This is a genomic window from Pseudomonas khorasanensis (assembly GCF_014268505.2).
GTDB lineage: Bacteria > Pseudomonadota > Gammaproteobacteria > Pseudomonadales > Pseudomonadaceae > Aquipseudomonas > Aquipseudomonas khorasanensis.
This window is the reverse complement of the sequence record NZ_JABWQP020000017.1, coordinates 19970-40614: the sequence shown is the minus strand read 5'-3', so window position 1 is coordinate 40614 and position 20645 is coordinate 19970. Positions and strand designations below refer to the sequence as shown.

17 protein-coding genes are annotated in these 20645 nt (G+C 61.1%); 12 read left to right on the top strand and 5 right to left on the bottom strand.

What is annotated here, in order from left to right; translation table 11 throughout:
• Nucleotides 1–54: 54 nt before the first annotated feature.
• From rsmA to HU727_RS23725, 4 genes are read right to left on the bottom strand one after another with little or no spacing between them, the layout of a single operon-like run.
• Nucleotides 55–873, bottom strand: coding sequence for a 16S rRNA (adenine(1518)-N(6)/adenine(1519)-N(6))-dimethyltransferase RsmA (rsmA, locus tag HU727_RS23740; protein ID WP_186532903.1), 819 nt, complete (start codon nucleotides 871–873; stop codon nucleotides 55–57).
• The gene (gene pdxA, locus HU727_RS23735) at nucleotides 870–1859 is read right to left on the bottom strand and encodes a 4-hydroxythreonine-4-phosphate dehydrogenase PdxA (protein WP_186532902.1); all 990 of its coding nucleotides are present in this window, start codon (nucleotides 1857–1859) and stop codon (nucleotides 870–872) included. Before pdxA ends, rsmA begins: the two co-directional genes overlap by 4 nt.
• Nucleotides 1856–3172, bottom strand: coding sequence for a peptidylprolyl isomerase SurA (surA, locus tag HU727_RS23730; RefSeq protein WP_186532901.1), 1317 nt, complete (start codon nucleotides 3170–3172; stop codon nucleotides 1856–1858). Before surA ends, pdxA begins: the two co-directional genes overlap by 4 nt.
• Entirely contained in the window at nucleotides 3153–5954 is a 2802-nt protein-coding gene (locus HU727_RS23725) for an LPS-assembly protein LptD (RefSeq protein WP_186532900.1), read from the bottom strand. Before HU727_RS23725 ends, surA begins: the two co-directional genes overlap by 20 nt.
• A 130-nt stretch (nucleotides 5955–6084) precedes the next feature.
• Here HU727_RS23725 and HU727_RS23720 point away from each other — a divergent pair, with 130 nt between their 5' ends.
• The 3 genes from HU727_RS23720 to HU727_RS23710 are packed head-to-tail and all read left to right on the top strand — an operon-like array spanning nucleotide 6085 to nucleotide 8541.
• Complete coding sequence (locus HU727_RS23720; RefSeq protein ID WP_186532899.1) at nucleotides 6085–7104, top strand: aminoglycoside phosphotransferase family protein; 1020 nt, start codon at nucleotides 6085–6087, stop codon at nucleotides 7102–7104.
• Nucleotides 7101–7772 carry an N-acetylmuramate alpha-1-phosphate uridylyltransferase MurU gene (gene murU, locus HU727_RS23715; protein WP_186532898.1) on the top strand — a complete coding sequence of 224 codons (672 nt, stop codon included), beginning with the start codon at nucleotides 7101–7103 and terminating at the stop codon, nucleotides 7770–7772. Before HU727_RS23720 ends, murU begins: the two co-directional genes overlap by 4 nt.
• A 1-nt stretch (nucleotide 7773) precedes the next feature.
• The gene (locus HU727_RS23710; RefSeq protein ID WP_186532897.1) at nucleotides 7774–8541 is read left to right on the top strand and encodes a TerB family tellurite resistance protein; all 768 of its coding nucleotides are present in this window, start codon (nucleotides 7774–7776) and stop codon (nucleotides 8539–8541) included.
• A 118-nt stretch (nucleotides 8542–8659) separates the two neighbouring features.
• On the opposite strand, the gene HU727_RS23705 is transcribed toward HU727_RS23710, so the two are convergent.
• Nucleotides 8660–9649, bottom strand: coding sequence for an alpha/beta hydrolase family protein (locus HU727_RS23705; RefSeq protein ID WP_186532896.1), 990 nt, complete (start codon nucleotides 9647–9649; stop codon nucleotides 8660–8662).
• A gap of 73 nt (nucleotides 9650–9722) precedes the next feature.
• Here HU727_RS23705 and HU727_RS23700 point away from each other — a divergent pair, with 73 nt between their 5' ends.
• From HU727_RS23700 to HU727_RS23660, 9 genes are all read left to right on the top strand, one after another.
• Nucleotides 9723–12116, top strand: coding sequence for a PAS domain-containing sensor histidine kinase (locus HU727_RS23700; RefSeq protein WP_186532895.1), 2394 nt, complete (start codon nucleotides 9723–9725; stop codon nucleotides 12114–12116).
• Between the two features lie 18 nt (nucleotides 12117–12134).
• Entirely contained in the window at nucleotides 12135–12764 is a 630-nt protein-coding gene (locus tag HU727_RS23695; protein ID WP_186532894.1) for a response regulator, read from the top strand.
• Nucleotides 12765–13096: 332 nt separating this feature from the next.
• The gene (locus HU727_RS23690; protein ID WP_186532893.1) at nucleotides 13097–14221 is read left to right on the top strand and encodes an ABC transporter ATP-binding protein; all 1125 of its coding nucleotides are present in this window, start codon (nucleotides 13097–13099) and stop codon (nucleotides 14219–14221) included.
• A 50-nt stretch (nucleotides 14222–14271) separates the two neighbouring features.
• On the top strand, nucleotides 14272–15315 hold the full coding sequence (locus HU727_RS23685; protein WP_186532892.1) for an ABC transporter substrate-binding protein: 1044 nt from the start codon (nucleotides 14272–14274) through the stop codon (nucleotides 15313–15315).
• A gap of 178 nt (nucleotides 15316–15493) precedes the next feature.
• A complete protein-coding gene (locus tag HU727_RS23680) occupies nucleotides 15494–16741 on the top strand; it encodes an ABC transporter permease (RefSeq protein ID WP_186532891.1) in 1248 nt (415 codons plus the stop codon).
• A 12-nt stretch (nucleotides 16742–16753) separates the two neighbouring features.
• Entirely contained in the window at nucleotides 16754–17578 is an 825-nt protein-coding gene (locus tag HU727_RS23675) for an ABC transporter permease (protein ID WP_186532890.1), read from the top strand.
• Nucleotides 17579–17864: 286 nt separating this feature from the next.
• On the top strand, nucleotides 17865–19013 hold the full coding sequence (locus tag HU727_RS23670; protein WP_186532889.1) for an iron-containing alcohol dehydrogenase: 1149 nt from the start codon (nucleotides 17865–17867) through the stop codon (nucleotides 19011–19013).
• A gap of 114 nt (nucleotides 19014–19127) precedes the next feature.
• On the top strand, nucleotides 19128–19802 hold the full coding sequence (gene rpe / locus HU727_RS23665; protein ID WP_186532888.1) for a ribulose-phosphate 3-epimerase: 675 nt from the start codon (nucleotides 19128–19130) through the stop codon (nucleotides 19800–19802).
• Nucleotides 19799–20617, top strand: coding sequence for a phosphoglycolate phosphatase (locus HU727_RS23660; RefSeq protein ID WP_186532887.1), 819 nt, complete (start codon nucleotides 19799–19801; stop codon nucleotides 20615–20617). The genes rpe and HU727_RS23660 overlap by 4 nt, the downstream gene beginning before the upstream one ends.
• The last annotated feature ends 28 nt before the right edge of the window (nucleotides 20618–20645 follow it).

Sequence of the window (20645 nt, the reverse complement as noted above, 5' to 3'; positions counted from 1 at the left end):
AAGTATCGGGCAGTAAACCAGAGTGGTGTTCTGCCCGATAGCGCGCATCGCCAATCAGTCGACGGCGGGGGTGACGGGGACTTGTACCGCCAGCTGGTCGGCCAGGCGTACGAAAGCGGCCAGATCCAGTTGTTCCGGGCGCAGGCTCCCATCAACGCCGGCGGCTTCGATCTCGGCATTGCTGAGCAATTGCTTGAGCGTATTGCGCAGGGTTTTGCGGCGCTGATTGAACGCTTCACGAACGACACGCTCAAGCAGGCGATGGTCCTTGGCCGGGTGCGGCAATACCGCATGCGGCACCAGACGAACGATCGCTGAGTCGACCTTCGGCGGCGGGTTGAACGCGCCCGGGCCGACGTTGAACAGATGTTCCACGCGGCAGTGATACTGGACCATGATCGACAGGCGACCCCAGTCACCGCCACCCGGACCTGCAGCCAGACGCTCGACCACTTCTTTCTGCAGCATGAAATGCATGTCGCGAATGATGCCGGCGTTGTTCAGCAGGTGGAAAATCAGTGGTGTCGAGATGTTGTACGGCAGGTTGCCCACTACGCGCAGGCTGTTCGGCGCGGCGTTGAGCGTATTGAAGTCAAATTTCAGCGCATCGCCCTGATGCAGGTTGAAATTGCTCATGCCGGCAAACTGCTGGTTGAGGATCGGGATCAGATCCTTGTCGAGTTCGACCACGTCGAGTTGCGCGCCGGAGCCGAGCAAACCCTGGGTCAGGGCACCCTGGCCCGGGCCGATTTCCAGCAGACGATCGTCGGGTTTGGCATGGATGGAGCGCAGGATGCGGTCGATAACGCCGGCATCGTGCAGGAAGTTCTGGCCAAAGCGTTTGCGCGCCTTGTGTTGGTATTGCTCGTTCATAAACGGGTCTCGGCCATCTGGTAGGCGGTTTCCAGGGCGACTTGCAGGCTGCCGGTGTCGATCTTGCCGCTGCCGGCCAGATCGAGGGCGGTGCCGTGGTCGACCGACGTGCGGATGATCGGCAGGCCGAGCGTCACGTTGACGGCAGCGCCGAAGCCTTTGTACTTCAGCACGGGCAAGCCCTGGTCGTGGTACATCGCCAGCACTGCATCGCAGTGCTCCAGATATTTGGGGGTAAACAGAGTGTCGGCAGGCAGCGGGCCACGAAGGTCCATGCCCTCGCCGCGCAGGCGCTCTAATGTCGGTTCGATGATGTCGATTTCTTCATGGCCCAGATGTCCGCCTTCACCGGCGTGCGGGTTGAGTCCGCACACCAGGATTCGCGGCTGGGCAATGCCGAATTTGTCTTGCAGGTCGGCGTGCAGAATCCGCGTGACCCGCTCCAGTCGTTCCGCAGTGATCGCATCGGCAATCTCGCGCAGCGGCAGGTGAGTGGTGACCAGCGCTACGCGCAAGCCGCGGGTGGCGAGCATCATCACCACTTGTGCGGAGTGAGTCAGGTCAGCGAGGAATTCGGTGTGTCCGGAAAACGCGATGCCGGACTCGTTGATCACGCCCTTGTGGACCGGTGCGGTGATCATTCCGGCAAAGTCAGCCTTCAGGCAGCCATTGCCGGCACGGGTCAGGGTTTCGAGGACGAAAGCCGCGTTGGCCTTGTCCAGTTGTCCCGCGACCACGGGGGCGCTGAGTGGAGTATCCCAGACGTACAGGCTGTTGGCCGGCGCCGGAGCATCAGGCCAACGGTCGAGCCCTACATCCAGCAAAGTGACAGCCAGCCCCAGCTGCGCGGCCCGCTCAAGGAGCAGGTCGCGGCTGGTGATGGCAATCAGGGGATGTGGCTGGGCTTGCGAGGCGAGCAGCAGGCACAGGTCGGGACCAATGCCGGCTGGTTCGCCGGGTGTCAGCGCGAAACGCTTGGGTTTCACTGCGCTGCCTGGTCTGCACCAGGGAGTTTGATCTCTACGTACGCTTCATCGCGGATCTGACGCAGCCAGGTTTGCAGCTCTTCGTCGTATTTGCGATTACGCAGTACGGTCATGGCTTGCTGCTCACGGGCCTGTTCAGTGCTGTCAGTGGCGCGACGGCCGAGGACTTCCAGCACGTGCCAGCCGTATTGGGTCTGGAATGGCTTGGACAGCTGACCTTGTGGTGTCGAAGCCATCACTTCGCGGAATTCCGGCACCAGCACGTTCGGGTCGATCCAGTTCAGGTCGCCGCCGTTGAGGGCGGAACCCGGATCTTCCGAGTAGTTTTTCGCCAGCTCGGCAAAGTCTTCACCAGCGGTGATGCGGTCATACAGCGATTGAACCAGTGCCTTGGTCTTGGCTTCGTCGCGAATCGGACTTGGCTTGACCAGGATGTGGCGCACATGCACTTCGTCGCGCATCTGGGCTTCGCCGCCACGTTTGCCCAGCAACTTCAGAATGATGAAGCCGCCCGGAGTACGTGCAGGCTGAGTGATGTCGCCGACGGCCATGCTGCTCAGCTCGCGGTCGAACGGCGGTGGCAACTGTGCGGCTTTACGCCAGCCCATCTCGCCGCCTTCCAGGGCGTTGTCGCTACCGGATCTGGCAACGGCCATCTGACCGAAGTCAGCGCCTTGCTTGAGCTGCTGGTAAACCTCCATGGCCTGACGCGCGGCGTTCTGAATCGCTTCAGAGTTGGCGCTTTCCGGGGTCGGGATCAGGATGTTGGCCAGGTGCAATTCTTCGGACAACTGCATCTTGCCCAGGTCGGAGGCGAGGAAGTTCTTCACTTCCTGTTCGGAGACCTGGATGCGTTCGGCCACGCGGCGCTGACGCACACGGCTGATGACCATTTCGCGGCGGATCTGTTCGCGGGCGTCGTCATAGGACAAGCCATCGCGAGCCAGCGCAGCGCGGAACTGATCAACACTCATGTTGTTGCGCTGGGCAATGGTGCCAACCGCCTGGTTGAGCTCTTCGTCGGTGATGCGGATGCCGGAACGTTCGCCGATCTGCAGTTGCAGGTTTTCAACGATCAGGCGCTCGAGCACCTGCTGATCCAGCACGCCCGGTGGCGGCGAGCCACCACCGCGCTTGGCGATGGTCTGCTGAACTTCATGAACGCGCTGGTCCAGTTGGCTCTGCATGACCACGTCGTTGTCGACGATCGCCACCACCTTATCGATCGGTTGTACGGCGGCGTTGGCCGCCGTACCCAGGAACAACGCGCCCAGCATCAGCGGGCGCAGACAATCAGAAAGCTTGGTCTTCACGTTCACGATAACCTTGAATGCCTTTGTCGAGGAAGCTCTCTACCTTGGCGCCAGTCAGGCCGCCGAGTCCCTTCAGAACAATTTGGAGGAAGACGCCATGGTCGCCTTTTTCGTTTTGCGGAGCTTCCTGGCTGAACTCGTCATAGGAAACCCAGTAACGGTTGATCAGACGCAGTTTCCAGCAGCAGTTGTCGTATTCGAAACCACCGAAAGCTTCCAGCGTACGGTTGCGGTTGTAGTCGTACTGCCAGCGGCTGATGGCGTTCCACTGCGGAACGATCGGCCAGATGACCGAGAAGTCATGCTGCTGGATCTTGTAGTAGTCCTTCACGTAGCCAGGCTGACCCGGGGTGCCGTAGTCACCGCCGCCCACAGTCCATCGGCCGGTGTTCTGGTCGTAACGGACCTGGTCGTTGCGATAGCGGTAACCGACGTTGACGACCTTGTTCGGGTTGTCTTCAGGCTGGTAGTGGAACATCGCGCTGCCGGAACGTGGGCTGCGGCTGTCCGGATCCCAGTTGTAATCGGCCGTGGTGCGCCAGTCGCGGTTCCAGCGGTATTCGTATTCCAGCGCGTAAGGCGAAACGTTGGATTTCGCGTCGTCACGATCGTTGAACGCGATGCCTGGCAGTTGAACCTTGCGATCCTTGAAGTACAAGGCCTGGCCCACACTGATGCGTTGACGTTCGAAACCGTTGTCTTCGATCCAGCGGCTGGTCACGCCCAGCGACAGTTTGTTCTCGTCGCCGACACGGTCGGCGCCTGAGAAACGGTTGTCGCGGAACAGCGAGGCGTAGTTGAAGGTGTATTCGCTGGTGTCGAATACTGGAATGTCTTCCTGATCTTTCTCCGGTACATAGAGGTAGAAGAGGCGTGGTTCCAGCGTTTGGCGGTAGTTCTTGCCAAAGTAGGACGTGTTGCGATCGAAGTAGAGACCACCGTCGATGCTGGCGATGGGTACGCCGCGGTTCTGGTTGGTGTCGAACTCGCCGTTGAGCTTTCTTTGCTCAGCGCTCATCGCATCGATCTGCGACTTGCCGGTGTTATCCAGATCGAGCTGATATTGCGTGTACTGGTATTTGAGCGAAGGCTTCAGGAAGCCATACGTCCAGTTCATCGGCAGGCTGACGCCAGGCTTCAGGTTCAGACGATCGCCGTTGGCACGGGCCAGACCGGTGATGTTGTTGTCCAGGCGCGACTCGGTGGTGACGCCGTCTTCCTGTACAAACGTGCCGCTGCGCAGGTCACGGTCGAAACGCACCAACTCGGTTTCGTAGTCGAAATTCAGACCTTCCGGATGGTACGGCAGCTGACCATTGAACGTGATCTGCGGCAGGCGACCATACGGGGTGATGTTGGAAACGGTAGCCAGCTGGTACTGCTGGGCGTTCAAGCGTGCGGTATAGCTGTCGCCACGATAAGTGACAGCGCCCTGCTGATTGACGAAATCGTCGCTCTTCACACCAATCTGATCGGTCTGCAGATCCTGGAAGTAATACGGATCGCTGATCTTGGTGTAGTCAACTTCTGTGAGCACACGGGAGTCGAGACCGCCCTTGTGCTGCCAGTTGTACATGTAGCGAGTGTCTTTGTAATCGCTCTGGCGTTTGCGTTCGTCATCTTCGTCATTCAGATACGCGGCACCGAACTGACCTTCACTCGATTTGGTCAGGTAGCGGAACTCGCCTTCCACCAGCATGCCGCGCTTGCTCATGTAACGCGGATACAACGTGGCGTCGTAGTTAGGCGCCAGGTTGAAGTAATACGGGGTGACCAGCATGAAGCCGGTGTCGGTGCCGCTGCCGATGGTCGGCGGCAGGAAGCCCGACTGGCGACGGTCGTCGATCGGGAAGTAGATGTACGGCGTGTACAGAATCGGAATGTCTTTTACGCGCAGCGTCACGTTGGTCGCGGTACCGAAACCGGTGGCCGGGTTCAAAGTGATGTTGTTGCCTTTGAGCTGCCACGCATTGCTGTTCGGTTCGCACGTGGTGTACGTGCCGTCCTTCAAGCGGATGATCGCGTTTTCGGCGCGCTTGGCGTACAGCGCGTTACCGCGGATGCGTGATTTGTGCATCACGTATTCGGCGTTGTCGACCTTGGCTTCACCGGTGTCGAGCTGCACATCGGCGTGGTCGCCGACGATCAGCGCACCGTTGTCGCGGATGCGTACGTTGCCGGCCAGTTCGCCGCGGCTTTCGGCCTGATACAGGTTCGCCTCGTCGGCTTCGACCTGCATGCTGCCCTGTCGCATGATCACGTCACCGGCGAGGCTGGCGACCTGGGTGTCCTGCTCATAACGCGACGCTTTGGCACCGATGAAGGTCGGCGCGTCACTTTTATTCGTCTTGTCATTCATGCCGGGACGAATTGGTTCGATATAGGAACCAGAGCAGTAAGGACCGGTTTCGGCCAGTTGCGCGGCAGTGAGCTTCTCGCGCGGAACCCAGTCGAGGTGACTGTAGTCTTCGCTACGGGATTTCAGGCCACGGCCCTTGGCTTCGGTGACCAGAGCGGTTTTCGGGCCGGTCTCTGCGCTGGAACCGTTGTCGGCCGGGGTGTCACCGGCGGCGCTGACGGCACTGCCGTCATGCACCGGACGCGGCGGCAACGCCGCGGCGGGCGACTTGGGCGCACAGTCCCAGCCACCCGAAGCCGAGACGGAGCAGTCATACTGCTCGGCGGCAACAACGAATTGACTGGCCAGAGGTTGCATAGCCAGCAGACTGCCGGTTACCAACAACGGAAATTTTTTACGAAACGCGGGGGATTTCAATGCCATCTTATTAGTCCGGGCTTCCTGCGTGCCATCTGCCCGCGGTGTGGGCCGCACGCCTCTCGATGGTCTGAAAAAGATGCTGGATAATAAAGCATGACCCGCTTGACGGCTAGCGCCGTCGGAGACCCTTGCAATGCCTGACCAAGATGTACGCTTGCAACACCTGAAAGTTTGGCTCGATGAACAGTTGGCAAAGCTGTTTGCCGAGCAGGGCTGGGGCGCCGTGCCCCCGGCCACGTTGATCGCGGCCAGTAGCGACGCGAGTTTCCGCCGTTACTTCCGGTGGGAGGGCGGCGGTCGCAGCTTCGTCGTGATGGACGCGCCGCCACCGCAGGAAAACTGCAAACCGTTCGTGGATATCGCCTTTCTGCTGGCGAAATCCGGAATAAATGTGCCGAAAATTTATGCCGAAGACCTCGATCGCGGTTTTCTTTTGCTCAATGACCTGGGCAACAAGACCTATCTCGACGTGATCGATGGCGAAAATGCCGACGCGTTATTCCACGATGCCTTGCAAGCACTGTTGGCTTTTCAACAGTTGCCAATGGTTGCGCCGTTGCCGAGCTACGACGTCGCCTTGTTGCGCCGTGAACTGGAGTTGTTCCCTGAGTGGTACGTCAAGCGTGAGCTTGGCGTCGAATTCGATGCCGCCCAGCAACAGCAGTGGCAGCAAGTTAGTGACTTGTTGATCGACAGCGCGCTGGCCCAGCCGAAAGTACTGGTGCACCGCGACTACATGCCGCGCAACCTGATGCTCAGCGAGCCGAACCCTGGTGTGCTGGATTTTCAGGACGCGGTCTATGGCCCGGTGACTTACGACGTGACTTGCCTGTTCAAAGACGCCTTCCTCAGTTGGCCTGAAGAGCGTGTACGCGGTTGGCTGGAAAGTTATTGGCAGCAAGCCTCGGCGCTGGACATTCCCGTGCAGGCTGATTTCGAAGACTTTCTGCGCGCCAGCGATCTGATGGGCGTGCAGCGTCATTTGAAGGTCATCGGCATTTTCGCGCGCATCTGTCACCGCGACGGCAAGCCACGCTACCTCGCGGACGTGCCACGTTTCTTCTCTTATATAGAAGCGGTGATCGCGCGTCGTCCCGAACTGGCGGAACTGCAAGCGTTGTTCAGCAGCTTGCGTGCTGGAGCGACGGCATGAAGGCAATGATTCTGGCGGCGGGTAAAGGCGAGCGCATGCGCCCGCTGACCCTGACCACGCCGAAACCGCTGGTGCGTGCCGGCGGCGTGCCGTTGATCGAATATCACCTGCGCGCCCTGGCGGCCGCAGGTTTCCATGAAATCGTGATCAACCACGCCTGGCTCGGACAGCAGATCGAAGATTATCTGGGCGACGGTTCGCGATTCGGCCTGAGCATTCAGTACTCACCGGAAGGCGAGCCGCTGGAAACCGGCGGCGGGATTTTCCGTGCGCTGCCGCTGCTCGGTGACGATGCGTTTCTGGTGGTCAACGGCGATATCTGGACCGATTACGACTTCAGCGTGCTGCACCAGCCGATCAACGGCCTGGCGCATCTGGTGCTGGCGGACAACCCGGCGCATCACCCAAGCGGTGATTTCTCGCTGGTGGACGGCAACGTGCAGGACGGCGAGGCTGATGCACAGACGTTGACGTACAGCGGCATCGCCGTGCTTCACCCGCAGTTGTTCGACGGTTGCAGTGATGGTGCCTTCAAACTCGCACCGCTGCTGCGTAAAGCCATGGCCGCCGGCCAGGTCACGGGCGAGCGGCTGAAGGGGCACTGGGTGGATGTCGGCACCCACGAGCGTCTGGCTGAAGCTGAAACCCTGATAGAAGCGAGTCGCTGAGATGCTGTGGCCAGGGACTCTGATTGGAGCCGGGGTGGGGTTGGCGATCGCCAGCATCCCGGGGGCCATGCTTGGGGCACTGTTGGGGCAGGCGCTGGATCGGCGTCTGCACTTGCAGAGCTGGGGGCATTTACGGGAAAAGCTCGGTGGCCGGCCGATGCTGCGCAACGATGAGCTGCTGTTCGTGTTGCTCGGGCGTCTGGCAAAAAGCGACGGGCGCGTCACTGACGGGCATATCCAGCAGGCACGCCACGAGATGCGTGCGCTGGAAATGAGCGAGCCGGCGACACGCCGCGCCATCGCCGCGTTCAATCGCGGCAAGTCCGGCAGCGACAATCTGCGCGGTTATCTGCGCCGTCTCAGTGCTCAGCCTCACGCGGCCGAAGGTGTATTGCGTGCCTGTTGGCGGATGGTCTGGGCTGACGGTCGCGCCGGTGTCAGCGAGCGCGAGTTGCTGGCGCAGTGGGGCAAGTGGCTGGGCTGGACGCCGCAGCAAGTGCAGGCGCTGGCCAGCGATTACGAACCGGGCAAGCGGCCGATCGTCAGTGCGGCGGTAACGTATCAGGCGGCAATGAAATTGCTCGGGGTGTCGGCGAGCAGTGAGCCGGCACAGATCAAGCACGCCTACCGGCGATTGCTCAGTCGGCATCATCCGGACAAGATCGCTGGGAGCGGCGCGACGGCGGCGCAAGTGCGCGAGGCGACCGAGAGGACGCGTGAATTGCATAACGCGTACACATTGATTCGGGAACGGCGGGATTTTCGCTAAGCGTTAGAAGCGTGCCTCCTGCGCTTGGCCCTTCGCGAGCAGGCTCGCTCCCACATGTTGAGCTGCATTCAATGTGGGAGCGAGCCTGCTCGCGAATAGGGGCAGCGCGGTTCAACGCTCAGTCAACAACCTGAGGGCTTAACCACCCACGCACCCGCCGAAACAATTGCTCCTGCTCGGCGTTCTTGTCAGGCAATGCCTTGAGCGCAACCTGGCTGAACGCCGACGTCTTCAAGCGCTTGCTCGCCTGCATGCGCTCCAGCGCGGCGTTACGATCCAGCGCTTTGTCCATGTAGAAAATATCCGCCGTCGGCAGCTTCAAGGTCGGGGTCAGTTCTGCCAGTGGCGGCAGGGCCTTGGCTGGTGCCTGCGCATCAACCATGACCAGTTTCTCAACCTGCGGCGTTTGCCGCTCGCTCAGAAAGCGCGCCGCCCAGTAGGCGCCGGTGCCATGCCCGAGCACGACAATGCTGCGTGCGCTCTGTTGTTCGGCGTAGGCAATTGCCGCGTCGATCCGTCCGAAAATGCGCTCGGCATCAGCCTTGGCTTGTTCTTCGGTGGTTTCGGCCACGACCTGTTCAGCGACTTCCGCTTCACCGCCAGCGGCTTGTTCGATCGGTTGCGCGGTAGTGGCGTCTTTGCTCCCGGTTTCCGGGGCTTTCGGCGCAGCGCTGGGTTCGATCACGCGCGGGGCGATGGCGTCGCCCTGCAGATCAGGCAAGGTGATGCTCAGGCTGCTCCAGTCGGCATCAGGCAGTTTACGGCGCAACGGACCGACTGCCTGAGGCCAGTCAGCGGTTTCGCCTGCACCGGGGACGATAATCACCGCACCTTTGGGCTCGGCGGTGTTAGCCGGTTTCCACAGGGCAAGGAATGTGTCGCTGCCAGCCTGCAATTGTTGCTGCTCTTGCGCCGGCAGTTTACGTTGCAGTGCGGCGGCCTCTTCCTGACTACGCTCTAGCAGTGGCTGGCGTTCGGCCGGTTTTTCCTCGGCGGTTTTTTCCGCCGTGGCGGCTGGCGCGGGATCGGCGGCTTCGACGGAAAACGCACAAGGCAGGATCAGCAACAGGCACAATGCTGGCATTGCCAGGCGGTAGACAGAGGGCATCGGTTATTCCAGGCCAGAAAGTATCCCGGCAGCCTAATGGGTTGGTCAGAATTTGTCAGTGTATGAGACTTCAATGAAGCGATTTTGCTGCCTGTGGGTTATCGGCTGGTTGTGGTTTCCCTTGATGGGATGGGCGGCGCCTGCGCCACCGTCAAATGCTGCGCAACTGTCGCCAGACCAACAGCGATGGCTGGCGCAGCACAGCGAATTGCGCGTCGGTCTTGTTCTGCAGGCACCGTACGCGACCTACGACCGACGCTTGCAGCGACTGTCGGGAGCCAACGTCGAGTTGATGAAACTGCTGGCCAAAACGCTGGGCGTGGAATTGAGCTGGCGCAACTTTCCGGATCTCGCGCAGTTGGAAAGTGCTTTGCGCGAGGGCGAAATCGACCTTGCCCCGGGCCTGAGCCAAACCCCGAGTGCCCTGCGCCTATGGCAGTTTTCCGATCCGTACATGCGCGTGCCGCAACTGGTAGTCAGCGATCAAAAAGCCAGTGGTACTGTCGATCTGGAAAAACTCGACAGCCAGACTCGCGTCGCTGTGCGCATGCCGAGCACCACTGCCGATTACCTGCGCAGCAATTATCCGCACTTGAATCTGCAAGGCGTGCCGCTGGAGCGCCAGGCATTGCAATTGCTGTTAAGTCAGCAGGCGTCGTACGCAGTCGTCGATGAAGCACAGTTGGGGCGGCTATCGGTAGAGCCTGAGTTCGCCGAACTGGTGGTGGTCGGCGATATCGGCCTGCCGCAATTATTGCGCGTGGCCTCACGGCGCGACTGGCCGGAACTGGCCGGTATCATCCAGAGCGCGTTGCGCGCGATTCCCGCAAAGGATCTGGAGCAATTGCACAACCAATGGCTGCAGCCCAAATACCCGCGGCTTTCCGAGTCGCCGGGGTTCTGGCAGAACCTCAGCCTGCTGTTCGCGGTGATGTTGCTCAGCTGCGTGGCGATCGTGTTCTGGCAGCGGCGCCAACAGCGCAGCCTCGAACAGCGCTTGCTCAGCGCGCGCGAGGACATCGCACTGCGTGCGGCGAGCGAAGAGGCGTTGCGGCTGACGCAGTTTTCCATCGATCAAAGCACCGTCGGCATTCTCTGGGTCAACTGGGACAGCCACGTGCGCTACGCCAACCGTGCGGCGGAAAACATGCTCGGTTATCCCTCGGGCGGGCTGATCGAGCGGCCGCTGATCGACGTCGAGCCTGGCCTGCACATGGACCGCTGGCTCAACCTGTGGAAGCGCGCGCGGGCCAGCGAAGAAGGCCCGCTGAGTTTCGAAACCAGTTGCCTGCGCGCCGACGGCAGCGTGTTGCCGGCGGACGTATCCCTGAGTTTCCTACGCTTTCGCGATAGCGAATATCTGGTGGTCTACCTCACCGATGTCACCGATCGCCGGCGCGCGCTCGCTGCTTTGCAGGAAAGCGAAGCGCGGTTGCAAGGCATCGCCGCCAATGTGCCGGGCCTGGTGTTTCGTCTGGAGCGGGCGCCGGTCACCGGACAGATCGATTTCGCCTACATCAGTGAGGGCAGCGAAAGTCTGGTCGGCTACGCGCCGGCGGCCATCGCTCATCGCGACATGGGCCTGCGCAGTCTGGTGCACCCGGACGACAAGGCCAGTTATCACCGAACTCAGGATCAGGCGCTGGACACCGACAGCGACTGGTCGTGGCAGGGCCGCATCGTCACACGACAAGGTGAGCAGCGCTGGGCTGAAATCAAGGCGATTACCCGCCAGCTGGAGGACGGCGCCTACGTGTGGGACGGCATCGTCTGGGACATCAGCGAAAGCAAGCGCATCGAGCTGGAACTGGCGGCTTCGCGCGAGCAACTGCGCGAACTGTCGGCGCACCTTGAGAGTGTGCGTGAGGAAGAGAAGGCGCGAATCGCCCGTGAAGTCCATGATGAACTCGGGCAGATGCTGACGGTGCTGAAACTGGAAACATCGATGTGCGAACTGGCCTACGCGCAACTGGATCCGGGCCTGAACGAGCGCCTCAACAGCATGAAGCGCTTGATCGCTCAGTTGTTCCAGCTGGTGCGCGATGTGGCGACGGCGTTGCGCCCACCGATTCTTGATGCCGGCATTGCTTCGGCGATCGAGTGGCAGGCGCGGCGCTTCGAGGCGCGCACGCAGATACCGTGTCTGGTGCGGGTGCCGGACAATCTGCCGGCGCTCAGCGATGCCAAGGCTGTGGGGCTGTTCCGGATTCTGCAGGAGGCGCTGACGAATGTGATGCGCCATGCCCAGGCGCATACTGTGGAACTGACGCTGGCGCTTGAAGATGACGAGTTGTGTCTGACGGTCAGCGACGATGGCACAGGGTTCGTCGCCACCGCCGAACGGCCAACGTCGTTTGGCCTGGTCGGCATGCGCGAACGCGTGTTGATCATGGGCGGGCGTCTGGTGCTGGAGAGTGAGCCGGGGGAGGGCACCAGCCTGAAGGTCTGGGTGCCGGTAGATCGCTAAAATATCGAGGAGAACCAAGTGATCCGTGTACTGGTAGCCGAAGACCACACCATCGTTCGCGAAGGCATCAAGCAATTGATCGGCCTGGCCAAGGATTTGCTCGTGGTGGGGGAGGCGAGCAATGGTGAGCAACTGCTCGAAACCCTGCGCAGCGTACCCTGTGAAGTGGTGCTGCTGGATATCTCCATGCCTGGGGTCAACGGACTGGAAGCCATCCCGCGCATCCGTGCGCTGAACAATCCACCGGCGATTCTGGTGCTGTCGATGCACGACGAGGCGCAGATGGCCGCGCGAGCGTTGAAGGTCGGCGCGGCGGGGTACGCGACCAAGGACAGCGATCCGGCGCTGCTGCTTACGGCGATTCGCAAAGTGGCGGCGGGGGGGCGATACATTGATCCAGACCTGGCGGATCGCATGGTTTTCGAAGTTGGCCTGACCGATGCCCGACCGCTGCATTCGCTTTTGTCCGAACGTGAGTTCTCGGTTTTCGAACGTCTGGCCCAGGGTGCCAACGTCAATGACATCGCCCAGCAACTGGCCCTGAGCAGCAAAACCATCAGCACCCACAAGGCGCGGCTGATGCAAAAGCTCAACATTACCTCGCTGGCCGAGCTGGTGAAGTACGCGATGGAACACAAACTTCTCTGACCATCACCGTCCTCCTGTGGGAGCGAGCCTGCTCGCGAAAGCGGTGTAACAGCCAGCCAATCGGTTTGATGACCCACCGCATTCGCGAGCAGGCTCGCTCCCACAGGTTCTGAGTTGACATATCCATTAACGACAGCCGCTTTAGCCTTTACTTAGGGCTTGCAGCTAACCGCTTGCCACTGCCTTATCCATTAGCGCCATCCTTGTAGGGCGATCCCTACCCTCAATCTTCCATCCGGCTTAAGCGATTCTCTCCTGCGCCCCGATTTGCGCGCCTGTGGGCAACCACTAGGCTTGATGAACAAGCAGTCATCAATAACAAAGGTGCGGGTATGAGCCAGGTCGATTCAAACGCAGGGGCCAGCGATGTGCTGGTCAGCTTTCGTGGAGTGCAGAAGAGCTACGACGGCGAGAACCTGATCGTCAAAGACCTCAACCTGGAAATCCGCAAAGGCGAATTCCTCACCCTGCTCGGGCCGTCCGGTTCCGGCAAGACCACCAGCCTGATGATGCTCGCCGGTTTCGAGACGCCGACCGCCGGGGAAATCCTTCTCGCCGGACGCTCGATCAACAACGTGCCGCCGCACAAGCGTGACATCGGCATGGTGTTCCAGAACTACGCGCTGTTCCCGCACATGACCGTCGCCGAAAACCTCGCCTTTCCGTTGACCGTGCGTGGCCTGAACAAAAGCGACGTCAGCGATAAGGTGAAAAAAGTCCTGAGCATGGTCCAGCTCGACGCATTCGCCTCGCGCTACCCGGCGCAGTTGTCCGGTGGTCAACAGCAGCGTGTGGCCCTGGCTCGCGCGCTGGTGTTCGAACCGCAACTGGTGTTGATGGACGAACCCCTCGGCGCCCTCGACAAACAGCTGCGTGAACACATGCAAATGGAGATCAAGCATTTGCACCAGCGTCTGGGCGTGACTGTGGTCTACGTGACCCACGATCAGGGCGAAGCGCTGACCATGTCCGACCGTGTCGCGGTATTCCATCAAGGCGAGATTCAGCAGATCGCCCCGCCGCGCACGCTTTACGAAGAACCCAAAAACACCTTCGTCGCCAACTTCATCGGCGAGAACAATCGCCTCAACGGGCGACTGCTCAGCCAGAGCGGCGAGCGCTGTGTGGTCGAGCTGGGTCGGGGCGAAAAGGTCGAGGCGCTGGCGGTGAATGTCGGCCAGACCGGCGAGCCGGTGACTCTGTCGATTCGCCCGGAGCGGGTCAGTCTCAACGGTTCCAGCGATCAATGCGTCAACCGCTTCTCAGGGAGGGTGGCGGAATTCATCTATCTGGGCGACCACGTCCGGGTGCGCCTGGAAGTCTGCGGCAAGACCGACTTCTTCGTGAAACAACCGATTGCCGAGCTCGATCCCGCGCTCAGTGTCGGCGACGTGGTTCCGCTTGGCTGGCAAGTCGAGCACGTTCGCGCGCTCGACCCTCTTTCAGAGGCGCATTAAGCGCCCCGCGGCAATACCAACACCAACCCTGCACGTGGAGAGAACAATAAATGTTGAGATCCCTGAAGTTCACCGCCCTGACTATGGGCCTGATGGGTGCGGCCAGCGCGATGGCCGCCGGCCCGGATTTGACCGTAGTGTCGTTTGGCGGGGCGAACAAGGCCGCGCAGGTCAAAGCCTTCTATGCGCCGTGGGAAGCAGCAGGCAACGGCAAGATCGTGGCCGGCGAGTACAACGGTGAAATGGCCAAGGTCAAGGCCATGGTCGACACTAAAAGCGTGTCCTGGGATCTGGTGGAAGTCGAATCGCCGGAACTGTCCCGTGGCTGCGATGAAGACATGTTCGAGCAACTCGACCCGGCGCTGTTCGGCAAGACAGAAGACTACGTCAAAGGCGCGATCCAGCCGTGCGGCGTGGGCTTCTTCGTCTGGTCGACCGTGCTGGCCTACAACGCCGACAAGCTGAAAACCGCACCGACCAGTTGGGCGGATTTCTGGGACACGAAGACATTCCCGGGCAAACGCGGCCTGCGCAAGGGCGCCAAATACACCCTCGAATTCGCGCTGATGGCGGATGGCGTTGCGCCGAAAGACGTTTACAAGGAGCTGGCCAGCAAGGGCGGTCAGGACCGTGCGTTCAAGAAACTTGATGAGCTCAAGCCAAGCATCCAGTGGTGGGAGGCTGGCGCCCAACCGCCGCAGTACCTTGCGTCCGGCGACGTGGTCATGAGCTCGGCCTACAACGGTCGCATCGCGGCGGTGCAGAAAGAATCCAACCTGAAAGTGGTGTGGAACGGCGGCATCTACGACTTCGATGCCTGGGCCATTCCCAAAGGCCTTGACGCCAAGCGTGCCGAAGCTGCGAAGAAATTCATCGCCTTCTCGGTGCAGCCGCAACAGCAGAAGACCTACTCGGAAAACATCGCCTACGGCCCGGCCAACACCCAGGCCGTGCCGCTGCTGAACAAGGATGTCCTGAAGGACATGCCGACCACGCCGGAAAACATCGCCAACCAGGTGCAGATCGACGTCAGCTTCTGGGCTGACAACGGTGAGCAACTGGAGCAGCGCTTCAATTCCTGGGCTGCGAAATAACCGAGGGCTCGCTCTCCTGTGGGAGCGAGCTTGCTCGCGAAAGCGCTAGATCAGCCAGCATGGATTTTGAATGTGCTGGCCTCTTCGCGAGCAGGCTCGCTCCCACAGGTTGCTGTGTTTCAACGCAACAGAGGTGGTTCGCCGCCTCTGTAACGATCAGAGATTTGCGGAGTACGTCATGGCCATCGCCGTTCCCCTGAACGAGGGCGCCAGCCCCACCTTGAAGCAGAAGCTCAAGCGCGCCGAGCGGGTCAACCGCTGGAAAGCCCAGGCGCTGATTGCGCCGCTGGTGCTGTTTCTGCTGCTGGTGTTTCTGGTACCCATCGTGGCGCTGCTCTATAAAAGCGTCGGCAACCCGGAAGTGGTCGGCGGCATGCCGCGCACCGTGGCGGCCATCGCCGGTTGGGACGGCCGCGGCCTGCCCGCCGAACCGGTCTACAAGGCTGCCAGCGAAGATCTCGCCCAAGCACGCAAGAACCAGACGCTGGGCGATCTGTCCAAGCGCTTGAACATGGAGTTGGCCGGCTATCGCAGCCTGTTGACCAAAACCGCCCGCGCGCTGCCTTTCGCCAGCGAACCGGCCTCCTATAAAGAAGCCCTGGAAGCGCTCGACGAGCGCTGGGGCGACCCTGCCTACTGGCAAGCGGTGAAACGTAACACCAGCAGCATCACGCCTTATTACCTGCTGGCATCGGTCGATCACCGCATCGACGACCTCGGCGAACTGGCCCCGGCCACGCCGGATCAGGCGATCTACCTCGACATCTTCGCTCGCACGTTCTGGATGGGCCTGGTAATTACCGTGATCTGCCTGTTGCTCGCGTATCCATTGGCTTATCTGTTGGCGAACCTGCCTTCGCGCCAGAGCAACCTGTTGATGATTCTGGTGCTGCTGCCGTTCTGGACTTCGATTCTGGTGCGGGTGGCGGCCTGGATCGTGTTGCTGCAATCCGGTGGTTTGATCAACAGTGCGCTGCTGGCGATGGGCATCATCGATAAACCGCTGGAACTGGTGTTCAACCGCACCGGCGTGTACATCTCGATGGTGCACATCCTGCTGCCGTTCATGATCCTGCCCATCTACAGCGTGATGAAAGGCATCTCGCCAACCTACATGCGCGCCGCGATCTCGCTCGGCTGCCACCCGTTCGCCAGTTTCTGGCGGGTGTATTTCCCACAGACCTACGCCGGAGTCGGCGCCGGTTGCCTGTTGGTGTTCATTCTTGCTATCGGCTACTACATCACCCCGGCGCTGCTCGGCAGCCCGAACGATCAGATGGTCAGCTACTTCGTCGCGTTCTACACCAACACCAGCATCAACTGGGGCATGGCCACGGCGCTGGGCGGTTTGCTGCTGTTGGCGACCGTGGTGCTTTATCTGATTTACAGCTGGCTGGTCGGCGCCAGTCGCCTGCGCCTGAGCTAAGGGGAATAGGAAATGCTGAGTCCTTACATGTCGCCCATCGAACGGGTGTGGTTCTACAGCCTGCGGATTCTCTGCGGCCTGATCCTGTTGTTTCTGATCTTGCCGGTGCTGGTGATCGTGCCGCTGTCGTTCAACTCGGGCAGTTTCCTGGTGTATCCGCTGCAGGGCTTCTCATTGCAGTGGTACCACGACTTCTTCGCCTCGGCCGAATGGATGCGCGCCCTGAAGAACAGCATCATCGTCGCCCCGGCCGCGACCGTGCTGGCGATGATCTTCGGCACGCTGGCGGCGATCGGCCTGACCCGTGGCGACTTTCCAGGCAAAGCGCTGGTGATGGCGCTGGTGATTTCGCCGATGGTGGTGCCGGTGGTGATCATCGGTGTGGCGAGCTACCTGTTTTTTGCGCCACTGGGCCTGGGCAACAGCTTCTTTTCGCTGATCGTGGTGCACGCGGTGCTGGGTGTGCCGTTTGTGATCATTACTGTGTCGGCGACGTTGCAGGGTTTTAACCACAATCTGGTGCGGGCAGCGGCCAGCCTCGGGGCATCGCCGTTGACGGCGTTCCGTCGGGTGACCTTGCCGCTGATTGCGCCGGGGGTGATTTCCGGGGCGCTGTTTGCGTTCGCGACATCGTTTGATGAGGTGGTGGTGACGCTGTTTCTCGCCGGTCCCGAGCAGGCGACGTTGCCTCGGCAGATGTTCAGCGGGATCCGCGAGAACCTCAGCCCGACGATTGCCGCTGCTGCGACGTTGCTCATCGCATTCTCGGTCATCCTGCTGCTGACCCTGGAATGGCTACGCGGCCGCAGCGAGAAACTGCGCACCGCACAAGTCTAGGATCAAGGTCAAAAGCTTACCCCCTCACCCCAGCCCTCTCCCCCAAGGGGGCGAGGGGGAAGGGAGTAGATCTTCGTGGCTTTCGCGGCCGGAGTTCAAACTCGGTAATTCAGGTCGATGTACTTCGAGAGACAACTCGGTCAGTCCCCTCTCCCTCCGGGAGAGGGCTAGGGTGAGGGGCTCTTGATCTTTTACCGGTCAGCCATTCACACCCTGAATAGCAGACAACCCCAAATCCCCAGCTAATCTTGTGCTCAGCTCCTATCTCTATAAGAGGCTGCGCCCGATGAGTCTGTCCCAGTTCAAGATCGCTCACAAACTGATCACCGGCGCCGCAGCCATCGAACAGCTGGCGGCCGAGCTCACGCGGCTGGACGTCGACAACCCACTGATCGTTACCGACGCCGCGCTGGTCAAATCCGGCACCGTTGAACTGGCCCTGGTGCAGCTCGGCGGGCGTGAGTACGAAATTTTCGACCGCGTGCTGCCCGACCCGGAAATCGCCATCGTCGAAGATTGCATGCGCGCTTACCGCGAAGGAGGGCACGACGGCTTGATTGGCCTTGGTGGCGGCAGCGCCATAGACATTGCCAAGAGTGTCGCCGCCTACGCCGGTTACCACGGTGCGCTGGAAGACCTGTTCGGCGTTGATCAGGTGCCGCGCAAAGGCCCGCCACTGATCGCCATCCCGACCACGGCCGGTACCGGTTCGGAGGTGACCAACGTCGCGATTCTCTCGGACAAGGTAGCGCAGCTGAAGAAAGGCATTGTCAGTGATTATCTGTTGCCGGACGTGGCGCTGGTCAGTCCGCAAATGACCCTGACCTGCCCACGCAGCGTCACTGCCGCCAGCGGCGTCGATGCGCTGGTGCACGCCATCGAATCCTATCTGTCGGTGAACGCGTCACCGATCACCGATGCCCTCGCCATCGGCGCGATCAAGCTGATCGCCAATGCTTTACCCAAGGCCTACGCCAATGGCGCGAACCTGCAGGCGCGCGAAGACATGGCCACTGCCAGCCTGATGGCCGGCATGGCGTTCGGCAATGCCGGAGTGGGCGCGGTGCATGCGCTGGCCTATCCGCTGGGCGGGCGGTTCAACATTGCCCACGGGGTCAGCAACGCCTTGCTGCTGCCGTATGTCATGACCTGGAACAAAATGGCCTGCGTCGAACGCATGCAGGATATTGCCGAAGCCATGGGCGTGAAAACCGCTCACCTGAGCGCCAACGAAGCGGCGGACAAAGCCGTGCAGGCGATGGCCGAGCTGTGTGCGGCGGTGGAAATCCCCGCCGGGCTGCGCAGTTTCGGCGTGCCGGAAGAGGCGATCCCGGCGATGGCTGTCGAGGCCGCCGGCATTGAGCGTCTGATGCGCAACAATCCGCGCAAACTCAGCGCCGTCGACATCGAGAAGATCTACCGCGCCGCCTACTGAACCGAAGCCGGGCCGCGCTCATGGCACAACCCAATCATCGCGGTCACGGTGCGTGCGCACAAACTTGAGGTATACAATGCGCGCCATCGTGATTTAGCTCAGAACAGGTGCGTCATGCAGCCCTTCGTAATTGCTCCGTCGATCCTTTCCGCCGACTTCGCCCGCCTCGGCGAGGAAGTGGACAACGTTCTTGCCGCCGGCGCCGACTTCGTTCACTTCGACGTCATGGACAACCACTACGTGCCGAACCTGACCATCGGGCCGATGGTTTGCGCGGCATTGCGCAAATACGGCGTCACCGCGCCGATCGACGCGCACTTGATGGTCAGCCCGGTGGATCGCATCGTCGGCGACTTCATCGAGGCCGGCGCCACGTACATCACGTTCCACCCGGAAGCCACGCTGCACGTCGATCGCTCCCTGCAACTGATCCGCGAGGGCGGCTGCAAATCCGGTCTGGTGTTCAACCCGGCAACCCCGCTGGACGTGCTCAAGTACGTGATCGACAAGGTCGACATGGTCTTGCTGATGAGCGTCAACCCGGGCTTCGGCGGGCAGAAGTTCATCCCCGGCACCCTCGACAAACTGCGCGAAGCGCGGGCGATCATTGATGCTTCGGGGCGCGACATCCGTCTGGAAATCGACGGTGGCGTCAACGTCAACAACATCCGTGAAATCGCCGCCGCTGGCGCCGACACGTTTGTCGCCGGCTCGGCAATCTTCAATGCGCCGAACTATCAGGAAGTCATCGAGAAGATGCGTTCCGAACTGGCACTGGCGCGCCCATGAGCGGTTTCGAGCAGTTGTTCCCGGGGAAACTGCCGCGGCTGGTGATGTTCGATCTGGATGGCACGCTGATCGATTCGGTACCAGACCTGGCAGCCGCGGTGGATACCATGCTGCTCTCCCTTGGCCGCGAGCCTGCGGGCATCGAATCGGTGCGCGAGTGGGTCGGCAACGGCGCGCCGGTGCTGGTGCGCCGGGCGCTGGCCGGTGGCATCGATCATTCGGCCGTGGATGACGCCGAGGCCGAGCGTGCACTGGAAATCTTCATGGACGCCTACGGCGCCAGCCATGAGCTGACCGTGGTTTATCCCGGCGTGCGCGATACCCTCAAATGGCTGCACAAACAAGGCGTGGCCATGGCGTTGATCACCAACAAGCCGGAGCGTTTCGTCGCGCCGCTGCTGGATCAGATGAAAATCGGCCGCTACTTCAAGTGGATCATCGGCGGCGACACCCTGCCGCAGAAAAAACCCGACCCGGCGGCGCTGTTCTTCGTGATGAAAATGGCCAACATCCCGGCCTCGCAATCGCTGTTCGTCGGCGACTCGCGCAGCGATGTGCTGGCGGCGAAAGCGGCGGGCGTCAAGTGTGTGGCGCTGAGCTACGGCTACAACCATGGCCGACCGATTGCCGAGGAATCCCCGGCTCTGGTGATCGACGATCTGCGCAAGCTAATTCCCGGTTGCCTCGTTACAGCCGCTGAGATAACGTTGCCCGACGCTGTTCAGCCCCCTTCTGGAAACGCCATCGTGGTGGTCACTCGCAAACTCTGGATGAAAGTCATCAAGGCCCTGGCCCGCTGGCGTTGGCGCGCCTGACTGATTTCTGGCCGGCCTGCCGGCACGT

Bases quoted from the DNA above. Each gene is read 5' to 3' on its own strand.
- HU727_RS23675 (WP_186532890.1), top strand. From the start codon at position 16,754: ATGCTGAGTCCTTACATGTCGCCCATCGAACGGGTGTGGTTCTACAGC.
- murU (WP_186532898.1), top strand. From the start codon at position 7,101: ATGAAGGCAATGATTCTGGCGGCGGGTAAAGGCGAGCGCATGCGCCCG.
- HU727_RS23700 (WP_186532895.1), top strand. From the start codon at position 9,723: ATGAAGCGATTTTGCTGCCTGTGGGTTATCGGCTGGTTGTGGTTTCCC.
- HU727_RS23670 (WP_186532889.1), top strand. From the start codon at position 17,865: ATGAGTCTGTCCCAGTTCAAGATCGCTCACAAACTGATCACCGGCGCC.
- HU727_RS23725 (WP_186532900.1), bottom strand. From the start codon at position 5,954: ATGGCATTGAAATCCCCCGCGTTTCGTAAAAAATTTCCGTTGTTGGTA.
- rpe (WP_186532888.1), top strand. From the start codon at position 19,128: ATGCAGCCCTTCGTAATTGCTCCGTCGATCCTTTCCGCCGACTTCGCC.
- rsmA (WP_186532903.1), bottom strand. From the start codon at position 873: ATGAACGAGCAATACCAACACAAGGCGCGCAAACGCTTTGGCCAGAAC.
- HU727_RS23690 (WP_186532893.1), top strand. From the start codon at position 13,097: ATGAGCCAGGTCGATTCAAACGCAGGGGCCAGCGATGTGCTGGTCAGC.
- HU727_RS23720 (WP_186532899.1), top strand. From the start codon at position 6,085: ATGCCTGACCAAGATGTACGCTTGCAACACCTGAAAGTTTGGCTCGAT.
- HU727_RS23660 (WP_186532887.1), top strand. From the start codon at position 19,799: ATGAGCGGTTTCGAGCAGTTGTTCCCGGGGAAACTGCCGCGGCTGGTG.
- HU727_RS23710 (WP_186532897.1), top strand. From the start codon at position 7,774: ATGCTGTGGCCAGGGACTCTGATTGGAGCCGGGGTGGGGTTGGCGATC.
- HU727_RS23685 (WP_186532892.1), top strand. From the start codon at position 14,272: ATGTTGAGATCCCTGAAGTTCACCGCCCTGACTATGGGCCTGATGGGT.
- HU727_RS23705 (WP_186532896.1), bottom strand. From the start codon at position 9,649: ATGCCCTCTGTCTACCGCCTGGCAATGCCAGCATTGTGCCTGTTGCTG.
- HU727_RS23680 (WP_186532891.1), top strand. From the start codon at position 15,494: ATGGCCATCGCCGTTCCCCTGAACGAGGGCGCCAGCCCCACCTTGAAG.